Origin of the sequence: Nakamurella flava (assembly GCF_005298075.1) — a bacterium.
Lineage (GTDB): Bacteria > Actinomycetota > Actinomycetes > Mycobacteriales > Nakamurellaceae > Nakamurella > Nakamurella flava.
Genome location: NZ_SZZH01000003.1, coordinates 33730 through 59234, shown reverse-complemented (window position 1 = coordinate 59234; position 25505 = coordinate 33730). Strand labels below are relative to the sequence as shown.

The 25505-nt window shown below is 71.5% G+C and carries 23 protein-coding genes, 1 tRNA gene and 1 other RNA gene; 13 read left to right on the top strand and 12 right to left on the bottom strand.

The genetic code is table 11. The features are described from left to right. Positions 1–35: 35 nt before the first annotated feature. Genes FDO65_RS12045 through FDO65_RS12035 form a run of 3 tightly spaced genes read left to right on the top strand, consistent with a single transcriptional unit; the run spans position 36 to position 1326 of the window. The gene (locus FDO65_RS12045) at positions 36–716 is read left to right on the top strand and encodes a pyridoxamine 5'-phosphate oxidase family protein (protein ID WP_137449972.1); all 681 of its coding nucleotides are present in this window, start codon (positions 36–38) and stop codon (positions 714–716) included. 45 nt (positions 717–761) lie between these two features. Then, the gene (locus FDO65_RS12040; protein ID WP_137449971.1) at positions 762–992 is read left to right on the top strand and encodes a ribbon-helix-helix domain-containing protein; all 231 of its coding nucleotides are present in this window, start codon (positions 762–764) and stop codon (positions 990–992) included. Continuing rightward, positions 979–1326: a type II toxin-antitoxin system PemK/MazF family toxin gene (locus tag FDO65_RS12035; RefSeq protein WP_137449970.1), complete on the top strand. Its 348-nt coding sequence runs from the start codon at positions 979–981 to the stop codon at positions 1324–1326. Before FDO65_RS12040 ends, FDO65_RS12035 begins: the two co-directional genes overlap by 14 nt. A 25-nt stretch (positions 1327–1351) precedes the next feature. On the opposite strand, the gene ffs is transcribed toward FDO65_RS12035, so the two are convergent. After that, positions 1352–1444, bottom strand: an RNA gene (ffs, locus tag FDO65_RS12030) — signal recognition particle sRNA small type. 156 nt (positions 1445–1600) lie between these two features. Here ffs and FDO65_RS12025 point away from each other — a divergent pair. Together FDO65_RS12025 and FDO65_RS12020 are read left to right on the top strand one after the other, a co-directional pair. Then, on the top strand, positions 1601–2125 hold the full coding sequence (locus tag FDO65_RS12025; protein ID WP_240757571.1) for a DedA family protein: 525 nt from the start codon (positions 1601–1603) through the stop codon (positions 2123–2125). 38 nt (positions 2126–2163) lie between these two features. Next, a tRNA-Ser gene (locus tag FDO65_RS12020) sits at positions 2164–2248 on the top strand. Positions 2249–2325: 77 nt separating this feature from the next. Here FDO65_RS12020 and FDO65_RS12015 read toward each other — a convergent pair. Further along, positions 2326–2793 (bottom strand): hypothetical protein, encoded by a 468-nt coding sequence (locus FDO65_RS12015; protein WP_137449969.1) that lies wholly within the window; start codon positions 2791–2793, stop codon positions 2326–2328. A gap of 185 nt (positions 2794–2978) precedes the next feature. On the opposite strand from FDO65_RS12015, the gene FDO65_RS12010 reads away from it, so the two are divergent. Further along, complete coding sequence (locus FDO65_RS12010; RefSeq protein WP_137449968.1) at positions 2979–3926, top strand: DMT family protein; 948 nt, start codon at positions 2979–2981, stop codon at positions 3924–3926. On the opposite strand, the gene FDO65_RS12005 is transcribed toward FDO65_RS12010, so the two are convergent. The 5 genes from FDO65_RS12005 to FDO65_RS11985 form a co-directional block, all read right to left on the bottom strand. Next, positions 3857–4594, bottom strand: a complete 738-nt coding sequence (locus FDO65_RS12005; RefSeq protein WP_240757570.1) for an FAD-binding oxidoreductase — start codon at positions 4592–4594, stop codon at positions 3857–3859. The two genes, FDO65_RS12010 and FDO65_RS12005, sit on opposite strands and share 70 nt — an antisense overlap. Beyond that, positions 4587–5192, bottom strand: coding sequence for a sulfite oxidase-like oxidoreductase (locus FDO65_RS12000; RefSeq protein WP_137449967.1), 606 nt, complete (start codon positions 5190–5192; stop codon positions 4587–4589). The genes FDO65_RS12005 and FDO65_RS12000 overlap by 8 nt, the downstream gene beginning before the upstream one ends. Before the next feature lie 40 nt (positions 5193–5232). Then, the gene (locus FDO65_RS11995) at positions 5233–6498 is read right to left on the bottom strand and encodes a Wadjet anti-phage system protein JetD domain-containing protein (RefSeq protein WP_240757644.1); all 1266 of its coding nucleotides are present in this window, start codon (positions 6496–6498) and stop codon (positions 5233–5235) included. A 112-nt stretch (positions 6499–6610) separates the two neighbouring features. Continuing rightward, positions 6611–8149 carry an MFS transporter gene (locus FDO65_RS11990; protein ID WP_137449965.1) on the bottom strand — a complete coding sequence of 513 codons (1539 nt, stop codon included), beginning with the start codon at positions 8147–8149 and terminating at the stop codon, positions 6611–6613. 75 nt (positions 8150–8224) lie between these two features. Further along, on the bottom strand, positions 8225–8581 hold the full coding sequence (locus FDO65_RS11985; protein WP_137449964.1) for a serine/threonine kinase: 357 nt from the start codon (positions 8579–8581) through the stop codon (positions 8225–8227). A 317-nt stretch (positions 8582–8898) separates the two neighbouring features. On the opposite strand from FDO65_RS11985, the gene lon reads away from it, so the two are divergent. The 3 genes from lon (at position 8899) to FDO65_RS11970 (ending at position 17147) form a co-directional block, all read left to right on the top strand. Further along, a complete protein-coding gene (lon, locus tag FDO65_RS11980; RefSeq protein ID WP_420847539.1) occupies positions 8899–11259 on the top strand; it encodes an endopeptidase La in 2361 nt (786 codons plus the stop codon). 216 nt (positions 11260–11475) lie between these two features. After that, positions 11476–13362, top strand: a complete 1887-nt coding sequence (locus tag FDO65_RS11975; protein ID WP_137449962.1) for an RCC1 domain-containing protein — start codon at positions 11476–11478, stop codon at positions 13360–13362. Beyond that, a complete protein-coding gene (locus tag FDO65_RS11970; RefSeq protein WP_137449961.1) occupies positions 13359–17147 on the top strand; it encodes a hypothetical protein in 3789 nt (1262 codons plus the stop codon). Before FDO65_RS11975 ends, FDO65_RS11970 begins: the two co-directional genes overlap by 4 nt. 120 nt (positions 17148–17267) lie before the next feature. Here FDO65_RS11970 and FDO65_RS11965 read toward each other — a convergent pair whose 3' ends face one another. Then, complete coding sequence (locus FDO65_RS11965; RefSeq protein ID WP_137449960.1) at positions 17268–17765, bottom strand: hypothetical protein; 498 nt, start codon at positions 17763–17765, stop codon at positions 17268–17270. A 218-nt stretch (positions 17766–17983) separates the two neighbouring features. Here FDO65_RS11965 and FDO65_RS11960 point away from each other — a divergent pair, with 218 nt between their 5' ends. After that, positions 17984–18616, top strand: coding sequence for a response regulator transcription factor (locus tag FDO65_RS11960; RefSeq protein ID WP_137450616.1), 633 nt, complete (start codon positions 17984–17986; stop codon positions 18614–18616). Continuing rightward, the gene (locus FDO65_RS11955; RefSeq protein WP_205850000.1) at positions 18613–19908 is read left to right on the top strand and encodes a sensor histidine kinase; all 1296 of its coding nucleotides are present in this window, start codon (positions 18613–18615) and stop codon (positions 19906–19908) included. Before FDO65_RS11960 ends, FDO65_RS11955 begins: the two co-directional genes overlap by 4 nt. A 23-nt stretch (positions 19909–19931) precedes the next feature. Here FDO65_RS11955 and FDO65_RS11950 read toward each other — a convergent pair whose 3' ends face one another. Then, positions 19932–20549 carry a response regulator gene (locus FDO65_RS11950; protein ID WP_166442215.1) on the bottom strand — a complete coding sequence of 206 codons (618 nt, stop codon included), beginning with the start codon at positions 20547–20549 and terminating at the stop codon, positions 19932–19934. Positions 20550–20685: 136 nt separating this feature from the next. Here FDO65_RS11950 and FDO65_RS11945 point away from each other — a divergent pair, with 136 nt between their 5' ends. Both FDO65_RS11945 and FDO65_RS11940 read left to right on the top strand, forming a co-directional pair. Next, positions 20686–21960, top strand: a complete 1275-nt coding sequence (locus FDO65_RS11945) for a sensor histidine kinase (RefSeq protein ID WP_166442160.1) — start codon at positions 20686–20688, stop codon at positions 21958–21960. A 71-nt stretch (positions 21961–22031) separates the two neighbouring features. Further along, a complete protein-coding gene (locus FDO65_RS11940; RefSeq protein WP_137449957.1) occupies positions 22032–22961 on the top strand; it encodes a DNA-3-methyladenine glycosylase family protein in 930 nt (309 codons plus the stop codon). A gap of 49 nt (positions 22962–23010) precedes the next feature. On the opposite strand, the gene FDO65_RS11935 is transcribed toward FDO65_RS11940, so the two are convergent. The 3 genes from FDO65_RS11935 to FDO65_RS11930 all read right to left on the bottom strand — a co-directional run bounded on the left by FDO65_RS11935 (position 23011) and on the right by FDO65_RS11930 (position 25413). Continuing rightward, positions 23011–24090, bottom strand: coding sequence for a serine hydrolase domain-containing protein (locus tag FDO65_RS11935; RefSeq protein WP_166442159.1), 1080 nt, complete (start codon positions 24088–24090; stop codon positions 23011–23013). Positions 24091–24360: 270 nt separating this feature from the next. Further along, on the bottom strand, positions 24361–24531 hold the full coding sequence (locus FDO65_RS22180; RefSeq protein ID WP_166442158.1) for a hypothetical protein: 171 nt from the start codon (positions 24529–24531) through the stop codon (positions 24361–24363). An 84-nt stretch (positions 24532–24615) separates the two neighbouring features. Then, positions 24616–25413 (bottom strand): helix-turn-helix transcriptional regulator, encoded by a 798-nt coding sequence (locus FDO65_RS11930; protein ID WP_137449955.1) that lies wholly within the window; start codon positions 25411–25413, stop codon positions 24616–24618. Positions 25414–25505 lie beyond the last annotated feature (92 nt).

Genomic DNA, 25505 nt, shown 5'->3' with positions numbered 1-25505 from the left:
AGAATTGGCCCTGTCAGGATGCCACTTCCCGCCGGATGCTCATCGACGTGACTGCCGTTCCGCCCGCATCCCTCGTCCCGCTCTCCCCGACTGCCCGCAGTACCGTGCGCCGCGGTGCCAACCGGGCCCGCACCGACCGAACCGACCTGTACGCCGTTCTCGACGCCGGCACGGTCTGCCACCTCGGCGTCGTGCTGGAGGGCGCCCCGGTCGTCCTGCCCACCGCCTACGGCCGCGTCGAAGACACGCTCTACCTGCACGGATCGACCGGCTCGGCGTCCCTGCGGGCCGCGATGACCGGGTCACCGGTGAGCGTCACTGTCACCCTGGTCGACGGAGTCGTGCACGCCCGATCCGTCTTCCACTTCTCGATGAACTACCGCAGCGCCGTCGTCCACGGCACCGCCCGGACGGTGACCGACCCGGACGAGCGGCTGGCGGGTCTGCGGGCGTTGACCGAGCAGGTCGCCCCCGGCGCCTGGTCGTACGCGCGGCAGCCGAACCGGAAGGAGCTGGCCGCCACCGCCGTGCTCGCCCTGGACCTGACTGAAGCCAGCGTGAAGGTGCGGACCGGGCCGCCGGTGGACGACGAGACCGACGTCCGGGACCGTCCGGAGGTCTGGGCCGGGGTGCGGCCGCTGCGGGTGGTGGCGGACGCTCCGTTGCCGTGCCCGACCGTGCCGGACGGGGTTCCCGTCCCGGCCCACCTACGCTGATCCATCGGTGGCGACACCCGTTGCTACCCGGGTAGCATTTCGGGTATGAAACTCAGTGTGAGCCTGTCCGAGCAGGATGTACAGGTTCTCGACGACTACGCCCGGGACCAGGGACTGCCGTCACGGTCGGCCGCTCTACAGCGAGCCATCGCTCTCCTCCGACACCCCCAACTCGAGCGCGAGTACGCGCAGGCATGGGAGGACTGGCAAGGCTCATCCGACGAGGAAGCCTGGGACGACACGGTGGGCGACGGTCTGCGCGATGCGACGCGGTGACATCTGTCTGGTCGACCTGGATCCGGCCCGGGGCAACGAGGCGAACAAGAGGCGACCTGCGGTCATCGTGAGCAACGACCGCGCCAATACCACCGCGGAACGCCTGGGCCGCGGGGTCGTCACCGTCGTCCCCGTCACCAGCAACACCGACCGCGTTCTGGCCTTCCAGACGTTCCTACCGGCGGTCGAATGCGGACTGCCTCGCGACAGCAAAGCTCAAGCGGAGCAGGTGAGGTCCGTGGCCGTGGAACGAATCGGACCGACGATCGGACGGGTCACCGGCGAACTCATGGGCCACCTCGACGACGCCCTGCGACTGCACCTGCAACTCTGACGCGGCCGGGCGACCGCCCGGAGACAAAAGGGGACCCCCGCACCCGTCAGAGCTCACGGACCCTTGCTGCCTTCCGGCCCTGGGGGGGTTGATGAGATGGACGCCGCGGGGGTCCGGCGACCACTCTACCGGGCGCCGGGCCCTCCCCGCGCCGATCCGGGCGGCCCGGGCCCTTCGCCCCTTCGGGTCGGGGGACCTGCGCGGTACCGTGACCGGAAGGTAAGGGTGCCCTACCCCCGGATGGTCCGCGGTGGGGCGGGCGACGGACCCGGAGGTGAGCGTGCCGAGCTGGTTGGAGGGCACGCCGTTCGCGGTGACGGTCGGGGTGCTGTTCGCGATCGTGCTGCTCCGCGCCCAGGGCACCTACTGGTTGGGGCGCCTGGCCGCGGCGGGGGCGCTCCGTTCGCGGTGGGCCGACCGCGTCACCGGTCCCCGGACCACCGCCACGATCGTCCGTCTGCACCGATGGGGTTGGCCGCTGATCACCCTGTCGTTCCTGACGGTCGGCATGCAGACCGTCGTCAACGCGGCCGCCGGGCTGACCCGGATGCCCTGGCTGCGGTACACGGCGGCCATGGTCCCCGGCTGCCTCGCCTGGGCGGTGGTCTACGCGACGGTCGGCTTCGCCGCCCTGGAGGCGGCCCTGGCCCTCGCGGCCCGGTCACCCTGGGCCCTGGTCGCGGTGTTGCTGCTGGTCGCCGGGGGTGCCGCCGTGCTGATCCGGCGGCGGCAGCGAACTGCGACCACCCCGCCGGGCGCCACCGCCGAACGGGCGGCGGACCCCATCCAGAGTCCGTGATTTGGGCGTCCTGGCCTGTCCCCCGTAGACTCTCCGGCGGAGGATTCGCCTAGTGGCCTATGGCGCACGCTTGGAAAGCGTGTTGGGGTAACTCCCTCAGGGGTTCAAATCCCCTATCCTCCGCCGGGAACGAACGCCGGCCGTCCTCCGGGACGGCCGGCGTTCGACGTTCGGGGGTTCGTCACCGGCCCCGGGCCCGGTCAGGGAGACGATGGCACCCCGGATCGACCCTCCGCCTCGCTGTCGATGCCCGGGAGCATCCACCGGACGGCGGCGCGGGCCGACAGCAGGACGACGACCAGCAGCGTCACCGAGAAAAAGCCGCCGAGGCTGACCCGGTCACCGAAGACCAGATTCACCAGCTCCAGGACCACGAATTTGCTGCTGAAGGCGACGCCCCAGAGCAGTAGCGCGGCCACCGCCTTCGCCCGCGGCCCGTCCGCCTGCCGGAACCGGGTCAGCACCGACGTCTTGGCCAGCCGGACGAGTTCGAGCACCGCCTTCAGCAGCACGGCCGTCAGCAGCGACAGGGTGAAGCTCTCGCTGATGACGTGGGGGAAGTACTCGGCGAACAGGTTGAGGACGACGACGTAGACCAGCAGGTCGACCACCCCGGCGACGACCGGGGCCGGGACCGCGGAGGTGCGGATCGCACCGTCTTGTGGCATCTGTCCTCGCCGGAATGATCGCCGCCGACGGCTGATGGCCCAGCCGTGGTGCGCCGACCGTAGCTCGAGAGCGGTGTGACCGGCAGGGTCCTTCGGCCCTGTGGCGCGCGGCCGGCAGGAGTCCTTCGGTCCGACGCGCCCATCGGTCGTCGACCCCCGACAACCGCCCCGCGGCGGATCCGTCCGTGACACTGACCGTCATGCTCACCGGTCTGCTGATCGCCGCCCTGGCCTGTCTGGGCTCCGGCCTCGGCTCGGCCATGGAGGCGTTCGGCGTGCACCGGGCCGCGGCGCGGACCGGCGGTTCGGCCGACCTCGCGCCGCTCCTGCGGACCCCGCAGTACGTCGCCGGCCTGGGCGTCGACGTTCTGGGGTCGGTGTGCACCGTCATCGCTCTGCAGTACCTGCCGTTGTTCCTGGTCCAGGCGATCGTGGCGGCCAGTGTCGGGGTGACCGCGGTCGTCATGGCGGTCACCGGGCGCCCGGTCGGCCGCCGGGCGTGGATCGCCCTGGGCGCCTCCCTGATCGGGCTGGCCCTGCTCGCGACGTCCGCCGAACCCGCCAACGGCCCGATGGTGGACACCGTCTGGCAGTGGCTGCTGCTGGCGTCCGCGCTTCCGCTGACCGGGCTCGGCCTGGTGGTCGAACGCCGTCCCCACCGGGCCACGCCGGTGCTGTTCGGCCTGCTGGCCGGGGTGTCCTTCTCGGTGGTGTCGATCTCGGCCCGTGGCCTGGACCTGCCGGAACCACCCTGGCTGCTGATGCGGATGCCGTCGGCCTGGGCGATCGCCGTGCTGGGCATCCTCGGCACCGTGTTCTTCGCCCGCGGTTTGCAGCACGGCCGGGTCACCGTGGTCGCCGCCGTCACATTCACCACCGAGACCATGCTGCCGGCTGCGGTCGGGTTGCTGTTCCTAGGCGATGAGATCCGGCCCGGACGCGAGCCGCTGGCGGTCGTCGGCTTCGGCATCGCCGTCGTCGCGGCCATGTTCCTGGCGCGATTCGCCGCCCCGGGCCTCCCGCCCGGGCCGGCTCACCGAGCGAACGGCGCAGAAGCGACCCGTCAGCCCGACGGGCCGAAGCGCTCGACGCGCAACGCGGCGGCGGGCAGTCCACCGTCGACCAGCAGCTGAGTCGCGAACTCGGCGAACGGTGTCGATCCGCACACGAACCCGGTGGCATCCGGTCGCAGCAGCGGGGCCACCTCGGCCGCCGTCAGATGACCGGCGGGACGCCCCTCGTAGTCGGTCCGGGACAGGGCGACGACTGCGCCGGCGGCGGCGAACTCGTCAGGGAAGGGCAGGTCGTCCAGGGTGCGGGCGGCCACGGCGAGCCGCAGGCGGTCGGTCGCGCCGACGGCCTGCGCGTGCCGCAGCATCGCCAGCAACGGGACCGCCCCGCTGCCGCCGCCCACCGCGACGGCCGGCGTCATGCCGTCCCAGACGAACCAGCCGCCGATCGGCCCGCGGATGACCAGCTCGTCACCGGGCTCGACGACCTCGGCCAAGAACCCGGACACCTCGCCGTCGACCAGGCGTTCCACCCACAGCTCCAGCAGGGGGTCCGCCGGGGCGGAGGCCACCGAGTAGGAACGCTGGGCGACGTAGCCGTCCTCGGCGGTGAGCCGGACGGCGTAGTGCTGGCCGGGCAGGTGGTCGATGCGGTCGGGGACGCGCAACCGCAGGATCACCGCCCGCGGGCTGGGGTGCACCACCTCGACGACGGTCGCCGTCCGCCACGCCCCGGTGCCCACGTGCGGACCGGCCGCGAGCAGCCGCGGGTGCAAAGGCTCGTCAGTCACCGGTGTACCGCTGTTCCCGCCACGGATCGCCGAGGTCGTGGTACCCGTTGCGTTCCCAGAAACCCTGCTCCTCGTGGTCGAGCAGGGTGATCGAGGTGACCCACTTCGCGCTCTTCCAGAAGTACAGGTGCGGGACCAGCAACCGGACCGGGCCGCCGTGGTCGACCGGCAACGGGCGACCCTCGTGGGTCCACACCAGCCAGGCCTTGCCCCCGGTGACGTGCTCGAGCGGCAGGTTGGTGGTGTACCCGGTCTTGGCGCGGGCCAGGATGTGGGTCGCCTGCGGCGACGGTCCGGCGATGTCCAGGAGGGTGTCGAGGCTGACGCCCTCGAACGATGTGCCGAGCAGCGACCACGTGGTGACGCAGTGGATGTCGCCGTCGTAGCGGGAGGCCGGCAGCGCGTGAACCTCGTCCCAGGTCCAGGTGGTGGGGGTGGCGACCAGGCCGTTCAGGGTGAACGACCAGTTCTCCGGGGCGATCCGCGGGGTCGCCTCCGCGGTCAGCACCGGCCAGTCCGTTCCGGTGTCGTACTGGCCGGGCGGGAGCCGGGGGTCGCGTTCGGTGCGCCGCCGGCCGACGAAACCTCGGGTTGCCATGGGCCGTCCCCTCTCCTGCTGACGTTCTGCTCGCCCGAATCTACGACGGACCGCCCAGCGGCAGCCGGAGCGCCCGGTACAGCGCCGACATCCGCACCCGCTCGGAATCGAGCCGGACGGCCGGGCCGTGCACGTTGTCGGTGATCTCCCGGTAGGTCAGCTGCTCCTCGTCGTCCAGACGGTCGAGCATCACGACCTTCGGCGAGTCCTCACGACTCCAGTGCCCGCGGTGCTCGGCCAGCGTGGTCCGGTCCATCAACAACGACCGCACGCGCGGGTGCCGGTGGCGGAGCCGGTCGAGGACGGCGAACCCGTGGGTGTCGATGTCACCCCAGTACAGCAGCTCCCGCTCGGCCAGCCAGGGCGGGACGGCCACCCCGTCGGCGGCGAGCGCGGCGCTGCCGAGCACGATGACGGTGTCGGTGAGATCGGGGACGGCCAGGTAGGTGGCCTCGTTCTCGACGGCCATCACCCGCGCCCCGATGGGGGCCAGAGCAGCGAAGTCGTCGCTGCGGACCGACAGATCGGGCAGGCCGGCGAACCGCTGGTCGCCGCGCAGCGGCCGGAACCGGACGAAGGTCGGCCGCCGCCGGAACCCGAACCGCTGCTCGAACTCGGCCCGGGCCGCGGTGCGGTCGATCCGGCCGGTCGGCAACTGCCGGTCGAGCAGGTCGGTGAGCACGTTGCGGTGCCGTTCGAGGAACCGGGTGTCGACGCCGGGGACGTCGATCTGCCGCAGGTAGAGGTCCTTGCGGCTCTGGCGGGAGATCCAGACGACGGTGGCCATCAGGGTGTCCCACTCGTCGCGCAGCGCCAGCACGCGCAACGGGTAGGCACCCATCCACTCCCGCAGACGGGGCGTCTCCCGGGCGGCCGTGTCCAGCCGTTCGGTCAGCCAAGCGACGTCGGGTTGCACCTGCAGCAGAGTCCACGCGGTGGCCGGTTCGTCGATCCACACCGCCTCGGGGATCCGCAGGACGGCGGCGTCCGAGCCCTCGGCGGGATCGGCGTCCTCGGTGAGGTCGGCCAGCCGGGCGGCCCCGGGGGCGGCGGCCGCCGTGGTCTGCACCCGCCACGGTCGTCCCACGCTCGGTCGCCAGAGTTCCAGCCAGCTGCGGACGGCGTCCGGGGTCTCGGCGATCTGCCGGGCCGTCGGTCCGCGGACGGCGAAGGAGAACGGCGCCCACTGCTGCCCGTCGGCCAGCGCCCGGGGCAGCACCCCGGTCTCCCAGCGCCGCCGCAGCGCCTCGACGACGTCGACGGGCTGCGTCCACGCCGTCCGGCTCGATCCCCCGCCGCGCATCATGGCCACCAGCAGTCACACCTCATCGTTCGGTCGGTCTCGGCGAGCTCGCCCGAATCTAATGGGGCCGGTCCGGGCCACCGAATCGCCCCCGCCGTGATGCCCGGCCAGACGATCAGCGGGGCCGGATATGCGGGGAGCTGACCGGGCACGCCGGGCAGTCCAGCGCCGGATCGTCCCCCTCAGCTGCCGGGTGACCGGATGACGCAGAACCGTCCGCGTCGCCCCGCCGGCCCGGCACGGTCAGGAAAGCCAGTACTCCGCCCAGGGCGCACAGCCCACCGGCGATGAGTACCGCCCGGCCGTATCCGGCCGAGAAGAGCGCCGGGTCGGTCGACGCGGCCGGGCCCAGCCCGGCCAGGCCGGGCAGCACGGCGACGGCCAGCAGCCCGGCGACCCGGGCGACGTCGTTGTTGATGGCCGAGGCGACGCCCACCTGATGCTCCGGGGCGGCGGCCAGCACCGTCGTGGTCAGCGGCGCGACGGTGAACGACAGACCCAGGCCGAAGAGCACCATCGGGATCAGCACCGAGCTCAGGTAGGTGGCGTCGGCGCCGATCCGGGACAGCCACAACATGGCCCCACCGGCCAGCAGCGGGCCGATCGTCATCGGCAGCCGTGGCCCGATCCGCTGGGCCAGCCGGCCCATCCGCGCCGACAGCAGCAGCATGACGACGGTGATCGGCAGGGTCGCGACCCCGGCGGCGACCGGACTGAACCCGGCGACCACCTGCAGTTGCACCGGCAACAGGAACAACATCCCGGACAGCGCGGCGTACAGGACCAGGGTGACGCCGTTGGTGGCGGCGAACACCGGATTGCGGAACAGGCCCAGCGGCAGCAGTGGGCTGGTCGACCGGGCCTCGACCAGCAGGAACACGAGGAGCAGCACCAGTCCGGCGACCAGGGCGACCGTGGCCGCGGTTCCCCAGCCGGTGGCCGGCCCCTCGGTCAGCCCGTAGACGATGCCCGCCAGGCTCACGCAGGCCAGCACCGCACCGGGGTAGTCGAGCCGCCCGATTGCCTCGGTGTCCCGTGATTCCGGGATGTAGCGGCGGGCCAGCACGATGACGATCGCGGCCAGCGGCACGTTGATGAGGAACACCAGCCGCCACCCCCACGGCGCGACACCGACCAGCAGGCCACCGACCAGCGGCCCGATCGCGGTCGCCACCCCGCCCAGGCCGGACCAGGCGCCGACCGCGGTCGAGCGGTCCTGCGGCCGGAACGACGCCTGCAGGATGGCCAGGGATCCCGGGGTGAGCAGCGCCGCGCCGGCGCCCTGCAGGGCACGCATGGCGATGAGCGTCCCCGCATCCGGGGCGAGCGAGCAGCCGGCCGAGGCGACGGTGAACCAGACGACGCCCAGGATGTAGATCCGGCGGCGACCGAGCCGGTCGCCGAGGGACCCACCGAGCAGCAGCAGACCGGCCAGCACCAGCGTGTAGGCGTTGACGGTCCACTGCAGTCCGGTCAGCCCGGCGCCCAGGTCCGCACCGATCCGCGGCAGCGCCACGGATACGACGGTGCCGTCCAGTTGGGCCAGCCCGCTGCCGAGGACCGTCGCGACGAGCACGGCGCGGGCGCGGGGCGTGCCGTAGACCAGGGCGTCGTCAGATTGCTTGTCGACCGGGTCGCGCGGCGGTGTCGTCATCGTCGTGTCCGCCCCTCGCCGGCCCGCGGTCTCACGACCATCCGGCCGGGATGGTCGCGCGGACATTCATCCGCATCATCCGCTCGATGCGGATCGCACGCTGTCGTCAGCGTCGACCGAACGCATGCGGGACATCACGAGAGGGTCCGGTGACGGACGGCGTGGTTCTCGGACGCCGTCGCCGCCGTCCTCGCGCCACGTCACCGTGACCGCCGATCCGGGGAACACCGCCGTTCCGGTGGGCGGGCACTGACTGAGCACCGTCGCCGTCACGCCGTCGGACACGACCGCCACCACTTCCCCGGGGGTGTCGGGGTTCTCGCGCACCATGCACACCTGATGCCGGGACGCGACGCCCCCGGCGTCATCGACGGACAGACCGACGAGGCGTGGGGTCAGCACCGGCGAACGCTCCGTCTGGTCACCCGACATCGCTCCAGCATGACCACTGACCAGGCCCGGAGCACCCCGGACGACGTGGCTATCCGGCCGAACGTGCGGGCGCAGCGTCATCGATGGACCGGCCCGGAGCTGGCGCCGTTCGCTCACGGTGAACCGCACCGGCCCTCCCGGAATGAAAACCCCGCCCAGCCGCTTGAGCTGATCAGACTCAACTCTCCTGACAGGAGCCTGATATGGCCGATTCGGCTGATCGCCGATCCCCCGGTACCGACGCCGCCGGCGCCGAGACCGCCACCGTTCGCAACCTCCCCGTCCTGTCCCTCACCGACGTCGTCGTGCTGCCCGGGATGGTCGTCCCGCTCGAGCTCGACGAGCCCGCCCAGGCGGCCATCGACGCCGCTCGCGCCGCCGCCACCGAGACGTCCGGCACGGACTCGGACGACAGCAAGGGCGAGCTGCTCATCGCTCCCCGACTGGCCGACCGCTACGCCACCCACGGCGTGGTGGCGACCATCGAGCAGGTCGGCCGGATGGCTGGCGGCGCCCCCGCCGCCGTGCTGCGCGCCGGCCGGCGGGCCCGCATCGGGGTCGGGGTCTCCGGACCCGGCGCCGCCCTGTGGGTCGAGGCCGAACTGCTGGACGACGAGCCCGTCACCGAGCGCACCCGCACCCTGGCCACCGAATACAAGTCGCTCGTCATCGCCACCCTGCAGAAGCGGGACGCCTGGCAGGTCATCGACACCGTCGAGAAGATGACGGACCCGTCGACCCTGGCCGACGCGTCCGGGTGGGCGCCGTACCTGACCGGCGAGCAGAAGCGGCAGATCCTCGAGACCGCCGATGTGGCCGCCCGTCTCGAACTGCTCATCGAGTGGACCCGCGCACATCTGGCCGAGATGGACGTCGCCGAGAAGATCCGCGACGACGTCCGCGAGGGCATGGAGCGCAACCAGCGCGAATTCCTGCTGCGCCAGCAGCTGGCCGCGATCCGCAAGGAGCTCGGCGAGGACGGCGAGCAGGAGAAGGGGTCCGTCGCCGACTTCCGGTCCCGTCTCGAGGCGGCCGAGCTGCCCGAGAAGGTCCGCGAGCAGGCGCTGCGGGAGGTCGACCGGCTGGAGCGGGCCAGCGACCAGTCCCCCGAGTCCGGCTGGATCCGGACCTGGCTGGACACCGTCCTGGAGATCCCGTGGCTGGTCACCACCACCGACCATCACGACGTGACCGCCGCCCGCGCGGTGCTGGACGCCGACCATCACGGGCTGGACGACGTGAAGGACCGGATCGTCGAGTACCTGGCCGTTCGCGGCCGTCGGGCCGCCCGCGGCCTGGAGTTGGTCGGCGGACGGGGTTCCGGCGCCGTGCTGGTGCTGGTCGGCCCGCCCGGGGTCGGCAAGACGTCCCTGGGCGAGTCGGTCGCCCGCGCGCTGGGCCGGAAGTTCGTCCGGGTCGCCCTGGGCGGCGTCCGCGACGAGGCCGAGATCCGCGGTCACCGCCGCACCTACGTCGGGGCGCTGCCCGGGCGGATCGTGCGGGCGCTGACCGAGGCCGGCTCCCGCAACCCGGTGATGCTGCTGGACGAGATCGACAAGGTCGGCGCCGACGGCTACCGGGGCGATCCGGCCGCGGCACTGCTCGAGGTGCTGGACCCGGCGCAGAACCACACGTTCCGCGATCACTACCTGGACCTGGACCTCGACCTGTCCGACGTGCTGTTCCTGGCCACCGCCAACGTGCTGGAGACCATTCCGTCCGCGTTGCTGGACCGGATGGAGCTCATCACGATGGACGGTTACACCGAGGACGACAAGGTCGCGATCGCCCGCAGCCACCTGCTGCCCCGGCAGCGGGAGCGGGCCGCGCTGACCGCCGACGAGGTGACCCTCACCGACGAGGCGCTGCGCGAGCTGGCCGCGAACTACACCCGGGAGGCCGGCGTCCGGCAGCTCGACCGGCTGCTGGCCAAGGTGTTCCGGAAGGTCGCGACCCGGCTGTCCGGCTCGCCTTCGGGGAACGACGGCTCGGACGCGCCCGTGGTGGTCGATCAGGCCGATCTGCGTGGCCTGCTCGGCCGGCCCCGGTTCCTGCCGGAGACCGCCGAGCGCACCGCGGTGCCCGGGGTGGCGACCGGTCTGGCCGTCACCGGGATGGGCGGCGACGTGCTGTTCATCGAGGCCAACACGGCCCCGCGGGACGACTCCGAGCCGCGCCGCGGTGGTGGATCGCTGACCCTCACCGGGCAGCTGGGCGACGTCATGAAGGAGTCGGCGCAGATCGCGCTGTCCTACCTGCGGTCGCACGGCCACCGGTTCGGGGTCGACCCGGCCGACCTGGACGGACGCATCCACCTGCACGTCCCGGCCGGCGCCGTCCCCAAGGACGGACCGTCCGCGGGCGTCACCATGGTCACCGCGCTGACGTCGCTGGCCACCGGTCGCCCGGTGCGCTCGGACGTGGCCATGACCGGCGAGGTCACGCTGAACGGTCGGGTCCTGCCCATCGGCGGGGTGAAGCAGAAGCTGCTGGCCGCGCAGCGGGCCGGCGTCACCACGGTGTTCATCCCGGCCCGCAACGAGCCGGACCTGGACGACGTGCCCCGTGAGGTGTTGGACGCGCTGACCGTCAAGCCGGTCGCCGACGTGGCCGACATCCTCGCCGAGGCGCTGGAGCCGATTGCCGGCGTCGATTCCGAGGTCGCTCGGGTCGCCTGAGCCGCCTCGCCGACCGCCCGTCCCCGTTATCCAGGGGGCGGGCGGTCGTCGTGTCGGCGCCGCGTGGTCCGCCGGTCGCCGCGACCCACGGCTCGATCGGTCGATCTTTCGCCCCTGTTCCCGACCGGCCAACGCGTCGTTGTCCCCCAGTTGGGGGACAAGAGCGCTCGGCAAGGTCTCGACAATCACCCGCGTGATCGCAAAGAGGGCCTCGTTATGACGGGGAAGAGACGATCGGCTCGCGCCGGGGGACTGGGCGGCGTCCTGGCGGTGGCGTTGCTGACCCTGGCCCCGACGAGTGCTGACGCACAGTCGCCTGCACTCGCCGCGCCGGCCACGGCCGGACGACCGTCGGCTCAGGTCGCCCGAGCTACCGGGAATGACCTGGCCACACCAGGTCTGGGGTGGGGTGACGGCAACGACGGCCAGCTGGCCGGATCGACCGGGCGATTGCCCGGACCCATCCCGGTACTGCTGCCACCGGCCACGGTGTCGGTGGCCCTCGGCCGCCGACACTCGTTGGCGCTGACGGCCGATGGCGCCGTGTATTCCTGGGGCGCCGACTCGGCCTCCCTGTTGGGCGCCGCGGCAGGACCCGCGCCCGCTGCGGGTCCGGCATTCCGGCGGGTCGCCGTTCCCGAGGGGACCGTCGTGACGGCCATCGCCACCGACTCGGGCCACAGCCTGGCCCTGTCCGATCGGGGAGCCGTCTACAGCTGGGGCGCCAACCGCAGCGGAGAGCTGGGTGACGGGGGCACTGCGGCCCGTCAGACGGTGGCGGCGGTCGCCGGCCTCCCTGCGATCGCCGCGATCGCCACGGGTGAACACCACAGCGTTGCCGTCAGTACCGACGGCCGCGTCTACACCTGGGGGGCAAACGACACCGGTCAATTGGGCCACAGCGGGGGCGGCTCGGCCGCACCCCTGCCCGTCGCACTCCCCGACGGCACCCGAGCGGTGGAAGCCGCGGCCGGAGCACGCTTCACCCTCGTCCGCACGGCCGACGGCCGCGTGCTGGCCTGGGGGGCCAACTCGGACGGACAGCTGGGGGACGGATCCCGGATCGGTCGGTCCTCCGCGGGCACGGTCCTGCTTCCCACCGATCAGCGGGCGACCCACATCGCAGCCGGAGGGTCCGGAGCAGTGGTGGTCACCGAGCGGGGCCAGGCGTGGAGCTGGGGTGACAACAGCCTGGGGCAGGTCGGTGACGCCACCACCACCGACCGCTCCGTGCCCGTCGCCGTTCCCCTCCCCGGGGGTGCCACCGCTGTCGACCTGAGCCGGGCCGGCGACCACACGCTCGTGCGGACGGCCGACCGGCGGCTGTTCGCGTGGGGAGACAACCGATGGGGCCAGCTCGGAGACGGGACGACCACCACGCGTTCCACGCCCACCGTCGTCGACCTCCCCCCGGGCGACGACATCGTGGCCATGGGCGCAGGTTTCGGTCAGGACCTCGCCGCCGTCGCGTCGAACGGCCTGGACCGGCTCACCGTCGCGACCTCCACTCCGGTCATCACCCCGGCGATGCGCGCCGAGTTCCGTGTCGACGGATTCGACGACCAGGGGCACTGGCTGGGGCCGGTCACCACCGGGGTGACGCTGGCGATCGACGACGGCACCTGCGAGGGAATGAGCTGCCGATCCGACCGGGCCGGCGAACGCGCGGTCACCGCCACGGTGGGGTCCGCCGTCGGCCGAACATTCCTGCGGGTGACCAGCTCCGGTTCCGGCCCGTCGACGACGGCCAGCCCGACCGATGACCCGGATCCGTCGACGACGCCACCACCGAGCACGACCCCCGGGACGACCACGACCACTACGCCGTCCCCCACGGCGACGGCCGGGGGTACGACGACGCGCGTCTCGTCCACTGCTCTCGTCGTACCGACGGCCGACCGTCCGGTGCCGGGCACGACGGTGCAGCCGGTCGATCCACCGGCCTTCACCCGGGCCACCGGTGTCCTGTCGTCGACCGGCGTCGGCCCCTGGCTGTTTCCCGCCCTCCTGGCCGCGGTCGCTGCCGTCGCGACCGGAACCGTCCTCGTCGTCGTCTCGCGGCGCCGCCACCGCACCGCTCCCGAGGGAGAACCCCAGTCATGACCGGCATGTCCCGACGCCACCTGCTGCGGACCGCCTCGCTGAGCGCACTCGGCCTGGCCTTGAGCACTGCGGTCACGCCCGGTGCTGCGGCCCGGCCGGAGGGCCCGACGTGGAACCTGGCCCCCCGGTCCGCTGCGCTGCGCGCACTCGACCCGGCCACGTCGCAGTACGAGCCGGTCTTGCCGCTGTCGATCACGGCCACCCACTCGCTGTCCAGCGACGCCTTCGTGTCCACCGAACTGCAGCTCGATTTCACCGGCGACAACCCGGACCAACTCGTACCGATCACCCGGTCCCATGGACGGGTCGAGGCCCTGATCCTGTCGGGCCGTGAGAATCTGCTCTACCTGTTGTACCGGGACGCGAGCGCGGCCGGCGGCTGGCAACGCGATGTCGTCTACCCACCGGCAGGCAGCGACCTGCCGTACCGCTTGACGGAGTTCACGGCCGCATTCGACCCGACCGACGGGAACGTCCATCTCGTCATCCGCGAGCAGGACGGGACGTGGGGAGACTGGATCTCCGTGTTCTACATGGGCGAGGACAACGTCGTCCAAGGCTCGAACATGATCAAGTACTGGGCCAACAACAGCAGCAACGGGGGATGGTGGGGGTACGCGAGCTCGCATGCTCAGCCCCGCTATTTCCTGGACGGGGTCAATGTCCCGACCTTCTACCTGTGGGATGACCCCGGCACCTATTACACGATCGATCGGCAGGTCGCCCCGGGCACCCAACCCACTGTCACTCTGACCCCGAACACACTGGCGGGCTTCCCGAGCACCACGGTCGCCGATGGTCGAATCCTGGGGTATGGCGACCGGGCTTTCGTGGCCTTGACGGTCGATGGGTCGGGGGGCGGATTCGAGTGCCCGTTCGGGGGCGTCGTCTCGGTCGGTCCGCTGCCCGCCGGCGCCAGCATCGAGTGGGCCGGCGTGATACCCACCGAGCAGACGCCGTCCCCGGCATTCCTGTCGGCGGATGCAGACGGGGCGACCCTGACGTACTTCCAGTTCAGCTCAGACAGTCTGCTCCCCCAGAGGGACCAACTCCTGCAGCTACCGGACGGGGCGACACTGGCCAGCGTCGCCTCGTCGAACAACCAGGCCGCCAGTCAGCTCTACTTCGTCCTCGACGGCCCCGACTCGGTGGCCGGCCAGCTGTGGACCATGGTCAGCGGGTTGGCCGACGGAGTGCCCAACTTCGCGCCGATCCCGGTCGACACCGGCTACTCCGCGATCTATGCCCCCGATCTCCTCACCGACGACGTGACCCTGTTCGCGATCCTCGACGACGGCATGACGGTGCGCATTCTCAGCCGGTCCGCGGGCAGTGCGTCCAGCTTCTACAGCCAGCCCCTCAACGGTGTGAGCGCGCCGGACAATCCCGCCGACGGACCGTGGACCGCGGTCCCCGTCCACCTGGCGGCCACGACCGCCAGCCAGGTCGACACCTGGCGGACGTCGATCCGGGTCACCGACGCCTTCGGCGCGGTCCAGGTCGGCGTGCCCGTGACGGTCGCGGTCGATCGTGATGTGACGGTCTGGCAACCGGGTGGCACCGGCCTGAACGGCCAACCCCTGGACACCGTCACCACCATCTCGGCGACCGGGTCCCCGGCCACCTTCTTCACCGACATCGACGGGGAAGTCACCCTGGCCGTACCGGCGTCCGTGCTGCACACCGCTTCCTACTCGGTCACCACCGGCGAAGAACCGTCGGTAATCCTGGCCCCGGATGCCGACATCCACGCCCGCCTCGCCGATCTCAGCTCGCTCCCCGCGGCCCTGCAGTACGCGACGGCGGCCGACGGCTCACCGCTGTTCGGTGCGCTCCAGCCGGCGCCCGATGACGGCATCAGCGCCGGCGACGCAGCGGTGCAGGCCGCCACCCTCATCGCGCAGGTGATGAACGTCGGCCTGGGCACGGCACCGACCGACCTGTCGACGCCGCTGGCTCTGGGTGGTCTGCGGTCGGCCGACTCGCTCTCGCTGACCTCCGGCCCGGCGGTCCAGCGCGCCGCGGTCGGATCCCTCCGGTCGTTCTGGGACGCGGCGAAACACGACGCCGAGTCGGTCGTGCGGGCCGTCGAGACCGCCGCGATCACGGTGGCCGATGATGCCGAGCAGGCCGCTCAGTTGGTCAAGGACGCAGCCACCGGCGTCTGGCAGATCACCCTGAACCTCGCGGGCGACTTCGACGATGCCGTGTCCTGGGCCGTCTCCGACGCGCGCAGCGCGGTCACGGCGGTCACGGGCATCTTCCACGCCCTGCTGCACGACGCCGAGAAGGGTCTGCACGACATCCTGCACTGGCTCAAGGACGACGTGCTCGGTCTCCTGCGCGATGCGGCGGATGCCGCGGCCGCCTTGGCCGGGTTGGTGACCGGCTCGGACGCGAGCACCCAACTCAAGGCGGTCGTCGACCGGTGGCGAACGACGGTGGACGGCGACTTCGACGATCTCCGCGACGAGGTGAAGACGACCTTCTCCGCTGTGCAGACCTTTCTGTCCGGTCAGTCCGTGAACACCATGCGGGCCGGTGTGACCGCTCCGGCCGGATCCGCCGGCGTGCAGGCCATGGCGGTATCCGACCCCAGCCGGCTGCAGGAGCTGGCCGACGTCGTCCACGACGTCCGAGGGCAATGGCTGCGCGACAAGCTCAAACACCAGGCGACGCGGGCACCGGCCGTCGCCGACGAGGTCGGACCCGCCCTGTTGCAGCTGATCACAGACCTGGGGAACGACATCGAAGGTCTGCTGGGCAGCTTCGGGGCGGTGGCCAGCGATACGGTCGGGTTGTCCGCGGACGGGAGCCAGGCAGGAGTGTCCGATGGCGGTCTCGGCGGCATCTTCAACCACGTCGGGACTTTCATCGACGAGGTCTTCGCGGTGGTCGACAAGCTGATCGACGATCTGCTCGACGTGCTCCTGGCCATCTGGGACAACATCGTTGCGGTACTGAGCCAAACGCTGGACCAGGTATTCCCGGCGGCCGCACCGATCATGGACCTGATCGGACTGGAGAACGTCACCGTCGCCCAGCTGCTGGCAATGTTCATCACCCTGCCCGGCACGCTGTTCGCCCGCGTGCGTTTCGGTGGCGACGCCACCATGTTCTCCACCTCCGCGTCGGCGACCTCCGGGGCCCTGGACGCCGACGCGCAGGACTGGGGTTCGTTTCTCGCCACGGCCAGCCTGCTCGGCACGTTCTTCTGGGGCGTCCTCGACGGTTCCGTCGACGTCCTGCGCCTCGCGGCACAAGCGGACGGTCAGACCTACGACCCGCCCACCTTCGTCGCCTGGACCGACCTGGGGTTCTCGTTCTTCGCCAACCTGGTCTCCTACCCGTTCAGCTCCACGCAGCCGTTGAGTTGGGTGCCGACGACGTGGACCGGGAAGTATCCGAACCTGCCCGTCGGCGTCTGGGCCGCCGGTTTCGCGCCGGCGGCGGTGTCCTTCGCTGGCACCTGGGCGGCAACGCATTTCGACAACCAGGACATCAAGGACGGGATCGGTCTTGTTCAGACCTTCACGGTCAGCGGTATCGGCGTGGCGCTGACCGCGCTGGACTCGACGGTGGCCTGGAGGGGCGCACCGAGCAGCGACGCCGCCGCCTCGAAAACCATTGCCGTCACCGGCAATCTCACGAACGTGATGTCGCCCCTCGGACTTCTCGCCGGGAACACCGTAGCGTTCAGCGACATCGTCAAGGTCGTGTTCGACATCGCCTGCCCCATCATCTGTTTCGGAAGCGGCCTCGCCCTGCTGGAGACCGCCGGCTGAGCCGACGGTCGACCGGCGAGCCACGGCGGCCCACCGGACCGCACGAGGGGGCGGGGCGGCAGGCCGAGCGACCCCGGCCCGTTGCCCCGAGGGGCACGGACCGGGGCCGGAGCGGGCAGGTCAGGCGGGGTTGATGGTGAACGTGGTGCTGGGGTGCCAGCCGGTGGGATCGCTGGAGAGGGAGACGGTGAACGCCGAGTCGTTGCTCGTTCCGTTCGCGTTGTCCTCGGATGAGAGGGGCACGACTTCGTAGAAGTCCAGGACGTTGCCCGCGGGAGTCAGGTACTGGACGTCCAGCTCGGCGCCCTCGATGGACAGGCTCTTCACGCTGACCGTCGTCGTGGCGTGCGCGGCCAACACCTGGACCGGGTGATCGACCAGATGACCGTAGGGGCTCCGCACCCCGCCCAGGTTCAGGTCGGCGTCGCTGTTGTTGACGATGGTCATGATGATCCCGGTGCTGCCCGCGATCTGCGCCGTCGACGACGCGGTCGGCGCAGCGGCTCCGGCGGTCACCGCGGGCGTGGCCGCGCTGGCGACCCCGGCTCCCAGGCCGCACAGGGCCCCGGAGAGCACGAGCGCGGCGGTCAGACGGCGGGCGGTGGTGGTGATGGACATGATCGGCTCCTGGGGCCTGATGCCCTGGGGCGGTTCCCCGGGGCGATGAGAAGAACTCTGCCGCCGTCGATCTGCCGGCACCGTCCTGCGCGATGACGACCGCAGTGATGACTCGCGCTGTCCCCCAGCAGTAGGACACGGACTCCCGCCCGGTGGGCCACCCTGGCGGTGGATCACGGTCGGTGGGTGCTCGACGGGGGTGTGCGGTGCGACAGGGTGTGCGGGTGACCGCGGTGGTCGCGGACGACCATCCGATGGTGCGGGACGGGGTGGTGCGGGCCCTGCAGTCCAGTGGTCGCATCGAGGTGCTCGGCGAGGCCGGCGACGGTCGCACCGTGATGACCCAGATCGCTCAGCTGGCACCGGATGTGGCGGTCCTGGACTACCGGATGCCTGATCTGGACGGCGCGGGAGTGGCAGCCGCGCTGCGGCGCGACGGTGCCCGGACCCGGGTGCTCCTGCTGTCCGCCCACACCGAGAGCGCCATCGTCTTCCACGGATTGGAGCAGGGCGCGGCGGGGTTCCTGTCCAAGGACGCCGACCGCGGTGAGATCGTGCAGGCGGTGCTGGACTGCGCCGCCGGTCGCCCCGTCCTGCCCCCGGAGCTGGCGGCCGGCCTGGTCGGGGAGATCCAGCTGCGGAGAACCGCTGCCGCGCCGGTGCTCTCCGGTCGCGAGCGCGAGGTGCTCGCCGGGTTGGCTGCGGGCAAGTCGGTTCCGGTGATCGCCGGTGAACTGTTCCTGGCCCAGTCGACCATCAGGACCCACGTCCAGCGGCTGTACGACAAGCTGGGGGTCTCCGACCGGGGAGCGGCGGTGGCCGAAGGAATGCGGCACCGCCTGGTGGAGTGAGCGTCCGCGTCGCCGGACGGATCGACAGGGGCCGTCCGCGCCAGAAGCGCCCCCTCCCCGCGACTGGACACCTGCCCGGCGACGACGCCCCCCAGAACGCGTCACTGGTCCGGGCCACTGCTGTGCTGCGGCTGCCGCTGATCGCCCTGCTGGCCCTGCTCGCCGGGCCAGTACCCGACGACAACGTCGATCTCCCCTGGTACCTCGCCGTTCTCGTCGGCCTGCTCGTCGCCGACTGCTGCTGGCTGCTGTTGACCCGGCGGCCACGCGTCGTTCGGTGGCTGCCCTGGGCATCCACCGCCGTGGACGTCGTCGCTTTCGTGATGCTGGCTGCGGTGTCCGGGGGCCCGACATCGCTGGTGCAACCGGTGTTCTTCATGCTCCCCGTGGCCGTGGCCTTCTACGGGCTGCCGTGGTTGACCGGCTCCCTCGGTGTGGCCACCGCCGTGGGCTACCTGGCGGTGTGGTTGACCCGGACGGGTACCGACGGCGGCCCGGGCGTCCCGCCGCTGGTGTTCCTGCACGCCGGATTCCTGTTGTGGCTGGCCGGTGCGACGACCTGGCTGTCGATCGTGCTGCTGCGCCGCCGGCAGGCGGTGGACGAGCTCTCCCGGGTCCGCCGTCTGCTGGTCGCCCAGGCTCTGCAGTTGGAGGAACGCGAACGCACCGACCTGGCCGAGAAATTGCACGACGGGCCGCTGCAGGTCCTGCTGGCCGCCCGCATGCGACTGGAGGAGACGCGCGACTGTTCGCGGGAAGGCCGGGACACGGCCCGAAGGGACGACGCCCTGTCCGCCGTCCTGATGCAGCTTCGTACCTGTGCCGGCCAGATCCGTTCGGTCGTCACCGTTCTGCACCCCCAGGTCCTGGCCCAGCTGGGTCTGGCCGAGGCGCTCGCCGAACTGGCCCGTGACCACACTGCGCGGACGGGGCAGCCGGTGGACACCGACATCGGCGAGGTCGGCCGACCGACGCATCAGACCCTGCTCTACGGGGTGGTCCGCGAACTGCTGGTCAACATCGACAAACACGCCCGGGCGACCCGGGTATCGCTGTTCCTCGGCGCGGATCCGGGACGCCTCGTCATCCGCGTGGTCGACGACGGGGTCGGCTTCGACCCCGCGATCATCCGGAGCCGGGTGGCCACCGGCCACATCGGACTCGGATCCCACCTGGCCCGGGTGGCCGCCGTGGGCGGGGTCATGGACATCCGGTCTGCGGCGCCCACCGGCACCGCGGTACTGGTCTCCGTCCCCGACGGCGTCGACCGGTCGGAGCCGGTCTCGCCATGACGGCCCGGCACGCGGGCCCCCGGTCAGTGCAGCAGTTTGCGCCGCATCCCCTCCGCCACCGCTGCGCCCCGATCGCTGACGCCGAGCTTGCCGTACAGCCGCTTCGTCAGGGTCTTCACCGTCGAGGGGGCCAGCACGAGGTCGGCGGCGATGGTCGCGGTGGCCCGGCCGGCGGCGATGGCCCGCAGGACCTCGAGTTCGCGGGGGCTGAGCGGTACGTGCGGCTCGTCGCGTCGGGCCCGGACCTCACCCGCGGCAGTGAACGGGCTGATGACCTCGCCGCGGGCGACAGCCCGGACGGTCGCGATGATCTCGGCCTTGCCCGCCTCCTTGGACAGGTAGGCCGAGGCGCCGTGTCGCATGGCGTCCTCGACGAGCGGGCGCTCGGAGTGGGCGGACAACAGCACGATCCGGGTGGGCAGACCGAGCGCACGCACCCGGGCGGCGACGTCGGCACCCGTCTGGTCCGGCAGCCGGAAGTCGAGGAGCGCGACGTCGGGGCGTTCCGCCCGGATGACGTCGAGCGCCGCCCGACCGTCGCCGGCCTGGGCCAGGACGCGAATGTCCGCGGCCGCGGTCAACACCCGGACCACGCCTTCCCGGACGACGAGGTGGTCGTCGCACACCACGACAGTGATCATCTCGTCCTTCCCGGTGTCGAGGTCGCCGTCCGACCGTCGTTGGAGATACTCCTCATCGACGGGGACCAGCATGTCCTCCCGCGGGGGGACATGCCGTGACGACCGGCCGGGGCACGGTGATCAGGGAGGTCGGCCGATGACGGCAGGATGGCGCCGGGACCGGACCGCGCGGTCGGCGGCCGCGGAGGCCCGCGGGGCGGTGGCCGCGTCGTTCGCCGGACCGGCGGCCCGCCTGACCAGCTGGTTCCGGGTGTCGGTGGTCGTACTGCTGTCGCTGATCGGCCCGGTGGTGACCGAACCACGGCTGAACGTCACCGCCTACCGGACCATCCTGGCCGTATACGCACTCTGGTCGGTCGGCGTCATCTGGTGGGCGTACCGACGGCGGGTCCCCCCGCTGTTCGGGGTCCTTGCCACAGTCCTCGACCTGAGCGCTCTGGTCCTGCTGACCACCGTCGGCAACGGGCCGACCTCCTACCTGCAGCCGTTCTTCATCATCCAGCCCATCATCGTCGTCCTGCAGTTGCGTCCCCGGTTGACCGCCGGTGTCGGGCTGTTCATCGCCGGTGGGTACGCAGCCATCTGGGTTCACAACCTGGGCATCGATGGCGGCCCCGGTGACATCGGTGTGGTCATCCTGCATTTCGGCCTGCTCGTGTGGGTGGCGGTGGCGACCACCGCCAGCACCGCGTTCCTGGTCAACCGGTCGGCGGCCGTGCTCGAGTTGTTGCAGGGGCGGCAACGACTCATCGCCGACGCCATCACGATGGAGGGTCGGCAACGCGGGCGCATCGCCGAGGATCTGCACGACGGACCGCTGCAGAACGTCATCGCTGCGCGTCGCAACCTCGAGGACGTGGCCGAACTGCTTCCCGGAAACGGGCTGCTCGATCAGACCGATCGACTGCTCCGGGACACCGCCGCCGCCCTGCGGGGAACGGTGACCGTGCTGCATCCGCAGGTGCTGGCCCAGATCGGGTTGGCCGCCGCCCTGCAGGAACTGGCCGACCAGCACACCGCCGCCGGGCGGCTACGGGTCCATACCGATCTGCCGGACGGCGGGCACCTCCCGGAAGAGCAGTTGGTCTACAGCACCGCCCGTGAGCTGCTGAACAACGTCGAACGCCACGCGCAGGCGGGTCACGCCTGGTTGATCCTGCGGCGCGAGGGTGACGTGCTGCGGTTGACCGTGCGCGACGACGGGGTGGGGCTCGCGAAGTCCGCACCCCCGGCGACCAGCCTCGGACTGGCCACCCACCAGGCCCGCGCGGCCAACGTGGGCGGCCGCCTGTGCATCGAGGACGCCGATGATGCTGACGGCGCCGGTTCTGGCGTGCGGGCGGTCTTGGAGATACCGGTGGGCTGTCCGGCTCCTCCCGCCGCGTCGATCCGTGCCGCGCCGACGGGCTGACCGGTCGTCAACGCCCCCCGCGGACCGCAGGAAGAAAACCCGCTGTCGGTGCCCTGCGGCACCCTCCGGCCATGACGACGTTCACCATCACGCCGAGCGGGCCGTACTCGCTGCGAGAATCGGCCGAGTTCGCCTTCGGGGGTCGGGACCGCAGCCGGTTCGACGGGGTGATGCGGCTGGCCTTCGTCCTCGACGGCCATCAGACCCAGGTCGGGGTGGAGTTGCGGCAGGACCCGTCCGGCGGCCCCTACACCGTGGGCGGCCAGGTGCAGGGGATTGTGCACGGCGACCGGGATGTCGATGTCGCGGTGGTCCGCCGGCAGGTGGCCCGGATGCTGTCGCTCGATCACGACGCGTCGGGGTTCACCGCCATCGGCGCCAAGGACCCGGTCATCGGCCGATTGCAGGAAGCCGCGCCCGGTCTGCTGCCGCCACTGTTCCACTCGCCCTACGAGGCGGCACTGTGGGCGGTGCTGAGCGCGCGCCGGCCGGCACAGCAGATGGCGGATGTGCGACGCCGTCTGGCCCAGGCCCACGGCCGGGTCTTCGAGCTGGCCGGGCAGAACGTGGCCGCAGTACCGACACCGGTTCAGCTACAGCAGGTCTCGACGTTCCCCGGGTTGACCGGCGAGAAGATCGACCGGCTGCATGGCATCGCCCGGGCGGCCGCGCGCGGCACGCTGGACGCCGACCGCCTCCAACGCCTCGGTCCGACGGCGACGGACGCCGAGATGCAGCACCTCAAGGGGATCGGCCCGTTCTACGCCTCGCTCATCACCATCCGGGCGGCCGGGTTCGCCGACGTCCCGCCGGCCGACGAGCCGATCGTCCGCGAGCTGGTGACCCAGCTCTACCACCTGCCGGAGCGGTGCTCCCGGGAGCAGTTCCTGGAGATCGCCGAAGGCTGGCGCCCCTACCGGACGTGGGCCGCCGTCCTGATCCGAGCCGCGAGCAGCCGGTTGGGGGCCGCGGAGGCGACCGGTCGGCCCCGAAGCGCCTGACACCGCTGCGCCGGGCGGTCGTTCGGCTCGGACCGGGGTGCCTCTCAGGTCATTTCCACTGATCCGGATACAACTGCTTGATCACCCCGTAGACGAAGTCGGACGTCGGGGTGGAGAAATTCGTCGACTCGTTGGCGACTGCGGCGATGGTGACGTCGGCCTTCGGATTGCTCATGACGACGGTGCTGTAGCCGATGATGGCGCCGTTGTGACCGACGAAGTCGTTGAACACCTCGCAACCGAGCCCGTAACCGACGTTGATCTGCGCGTCGGGGAAGCGGGTGTACTGCAGACGCAGCGCTTGCGTCTCGGGCTTCAACAGGGACCCGCCGGCCAGCTCGCGACCCCACGCTCGCAGGTCGGCGAGCGTGGAAATCATCGCCCCGGCGGCTCCCGAGACCGCCGGGTTGACCTCGTCGGCGACCCGTGGCGGGTTCGCCGTGTTGTCGAACGGCTTACTTCCGTCGGAGGTGTCCCCGCCGGGGAAGTACGCGGTGGGATGGGGTTCCGGCATGGCGGCGTCGGTGGGGTAGCTGGTGCCCGTCAGCCCCAGCCGCGAGATCACCCGCTCGGTGATGACTTCGCTGGTCGTCTGACCGCCGACCTTCTCCAGGATCATCCCGAGCAGGAAGAAATTGGAGTCGCAGTACTGCAGCTGGCCTCCCGGCGCAAAAGCCGGCTGGTTGGCCTTGATGATCTCGACCGTCTGGTCGGGGCTCCAGACCATCGTCGGGTTGGCGTTGAACTCTTCCAGAAACCGGGCGTTGCCGGTGAAATCGTAGATGCCGGACTTCATCCCCAGCAGCTGCGCAATGGTGATGGTGTCCCCGTAGGCGATCCCAGGGACGAACGACTCGAGGACATCGGTGAGCTTCAGGGCGCCTTCGTCGACGAGTTGCAGCACAGCCGTTCCGGTGAACGACTTGGTGATCGAGGCGATCCGCACGTATCCGTCGGCCGGGTAGGCCGCCTGCGTGGTCAGGTCACCGACACCGTAGGTGGATTGCCAGGCCTGATCACCGATCCAGACGGCCGCTGCCATCCCGGCGAGCCCACTGCGGGTGTAGACCGAATTCGCGATGCCGTCCAGCGTGGCGCGATTGGCGTCGTCGAGCGGGACCAGCGGCACAGACACACTGGACGGAGTCGACGTGGTGGGCGACGATCCCCCACCTCCGCCACATGCGGCCAGGAGCCCCATGACGCCCGCCGCCCCACCCAGCTGCATGACTCGACGCCGGGTGAGCGCCGAGGACGAGTGAGCGGGAGACGGCATCCGTGGGGGTGGGCGAAGACTCATCCGAGCAGTACAGCCGATGACCTTCGTGCCGACCAGGGTGAATACGGACAGCTGGCCGCCGGGCGAAAGACGCTCCGACGGCCAGCCGAGGCGGTCACCTCAGGACGAGGGCTCCGAACCCGGTTCACCCGCGTCGGCGGAGGCATCGGGGGCCTGCCAGACCTCCGACAGCTCCTCGTCGCTGATCGGCACCCCGCCGTAGTCCTCGGTCGCGCCGGCGCGTTCTTCCGCGGCGTCGGAGGCGTCGGGAGTTCGGTCCGGTTCAGTCATGGCGCACCCTCCACGGTTCGTTGATCAGTCGCCCGGCCAGTACCCGGCCGCTGGGTGATCACACGCGACCCCGCTGGCGGGGCGTCACGGCAGCCGGGTGTAGACGACCAGCCGCAGGTCGGGATGGTCGGTCGGGGTGAGCTGGTGGTGCTCGAAGCGGGCCGTGCCGCCGTCCGCCGTCCGGAACCGCCGTTCCCGGGACGCGAAGCCGCGGACGTCGTACCGGTCCCAGGCATCCCGGAACTCCGGACTGACCGCGGACAGCCGCTCGACGAGCGCGCGCACGGCCGGATCGCCGGACCGACCACCGGTCTCGGCCCGGAACTCCCCGAGGAACTGCCGGCTGGTCTCACCCCAGTCGGGTAGCAGTTGGCGCACGGTCGGATCGGTGAACACCGCCCACAGCAGGTTGCGGTCCGGCCTCGGCACTGCGGCGACGTTCGGGTAGAGGTGCTGGTAGCCGGCGTTCCACCCGGCGATGCCCCAGTCGGGGGCGAGCGCGAACGCCGGGTTCGGGTCGAGCGCGTCGAGCAGCCGCTGCAGGTGTGGCGGCGCGTCCTCGACCGCCGTCGTCCGGTCCGGAGCGGACAGTCCCGGACCGGCGAGCGACACCACGAACTCGTGCTCGGCGCGGGTGAGCCGGAGGGCTCGGGCCACGGCGTCCAGCACCGACTGCGACGGCCGGATGGGCCGGCCCTGCTCGACCCACGTGTACCAGGTGACGCTGACCCCGGCGAGAACGGCGACCTCCTCGCGCCGCAGCCCACGGTCCCGGGACCGGCCGATCGGCGGCAGCCCGTGGTCGGCCCGGATCGCCTGCTCACGGCGGGACCGCAGGAACCGGCCGAGCTCCCGGCGCCGGTCGGCGTCCTCCTCAGCCATCGGCGATCCTCTCTCGGCGAGCCTCGCGGCAACGGACCCGCGGGCGCCGCCGGACCAGGCATAGACCCCGACGGGTAGTGCCACTACCAGTA

What these genes read in the sequence shown, in the direction of transcription:
- FDO65_RS12015 (WP_137449969.1), bottom strand. Translation starts at nt 2,793, where the DNA reads ATGCCACAAGACGGTGCGATCCGCACCTCCGCGGTCCCGGCCCCGGTC.
- FDO65_RS11990 (WP_137449965.1), bottom strand. Translation starts at nt 8,149, where the DNA reads ATGACGACACCGCCGCGCGACCCGGTCGACAAGCAATCTGACGACGCC.
- FDO65_RS11930 (WP_137449955.1), bottom strand. Translation starts at nt 25,413, where the DNA reads ATGGCTGAGGAGGACGCCGACCGGCGCCGGGAGCTCGGCCGGTTCCTG.
- FDO65_RS22180 (WP_166442158.1), bottom strand. Translation starts at nt 24,531, where the DNA reads ATGACTGAACCGGACCGAACTCCCGACGCCTCCGACGCCGCGGAAGAA.
- FDO65_RS11970 (WP_137449961.1), top strand. Translation starts at nt 13,359, where the DNA reads ATGACCGGCATGTCCCGACGCCACCTGCTGCGGACCGCCTCGCTGAGC.
- FDO65_RS12040 (WP_137449971.1), top strand. Translation starts at nt 762, where the DNA reads ATGAAACTCAGTGTGAGCCTGTCCGAGCAGGATGTACAGGTTCTCGAC.
- FDO65_RS12035 (WP_137449970.1), top strand. Translation starts at nt 979, where the DNA reads ATGCGACGCGGTGACATCTGTCTGGTCGACCTGGATCCGGCCCGGGGC.
- FDO65_RS11950 (WP_166442215.1), bottom strand. Translation starts at nt 20,549, where the DNA reads ATGATCACTGTCGTGGTGTGCGACGACCACCTCGTCGTCCGGGAAGGC.
- FDO65_RS11940 (WP_137449957.1), top strand. Translation starts at nt 22,032, where the DNA reads ATGACGACGTTCACCATCACGCCGAGCGGGCCGTACTCGCTGCGAGAA.
- FDO65_RS11985 (WP_137449964.1), bottom strand. Translation starts at nt 8,581, where the DNA reads ATGTCGGGTGACCAGACGGAGCGTTCGCCGGTGCTGACCCCACGCCTC.
- FDO65_RS11975 (WP_137449962.1), top strand. Translation starts at nt 11,476, where the DNA reads ATGACGGGGAAGAGACGATCGGCTCGCGCCGGGGGACTGGGCGGCGTC.
- FDO65_RS12045 (WP_137449972.1), top strand. Translation starts at nt 36, where the DNA reads ATGCTCATCGACGTGACTGCCGTTCCGCCCGCATCCCTCGTCCCGCTC.
- FDO65_RS11995 (WP_240757644.1), bottom strand. Translation starts at nt 6,498, where the DNA reads ATGATGCGCGGCGGGGGATCGAGCCGGACGGCGTGGACGCAGCCCGTC.
- FDO65_RS12000 (WP_137449967.1), bottom strand. Translation starts at nt 5,192, where the DNA reads ATGGCAACCCGAGGTTTCGTCGGCCGGCGGCGCACCGAACGCGACCCC.
- lon (WP_420847539.1), top strand. Translation starts at nt 8,899, where the DNA reads ATGGTCGTCCCGCTCGAGCTCGACGAGCCCGCCCAGGCGGCCATCGAC.
- FDO65_RS11945 (WP_166442160.1), top strand. Translation starts at nt 20,686, where the DNA reads ATGACGGCAGGATGGCGCCGGGACCGGACCGCGCGGTCGGCGGCCGCG.
- FDO65_RS11965 (WP_137449960.1), bottom strand. Translation starts at nt 17,765, where the DNA reads ATGTCCATCACCACCACCGCCCGCCGTCTGACCGCCGCGCTCGTGCTC.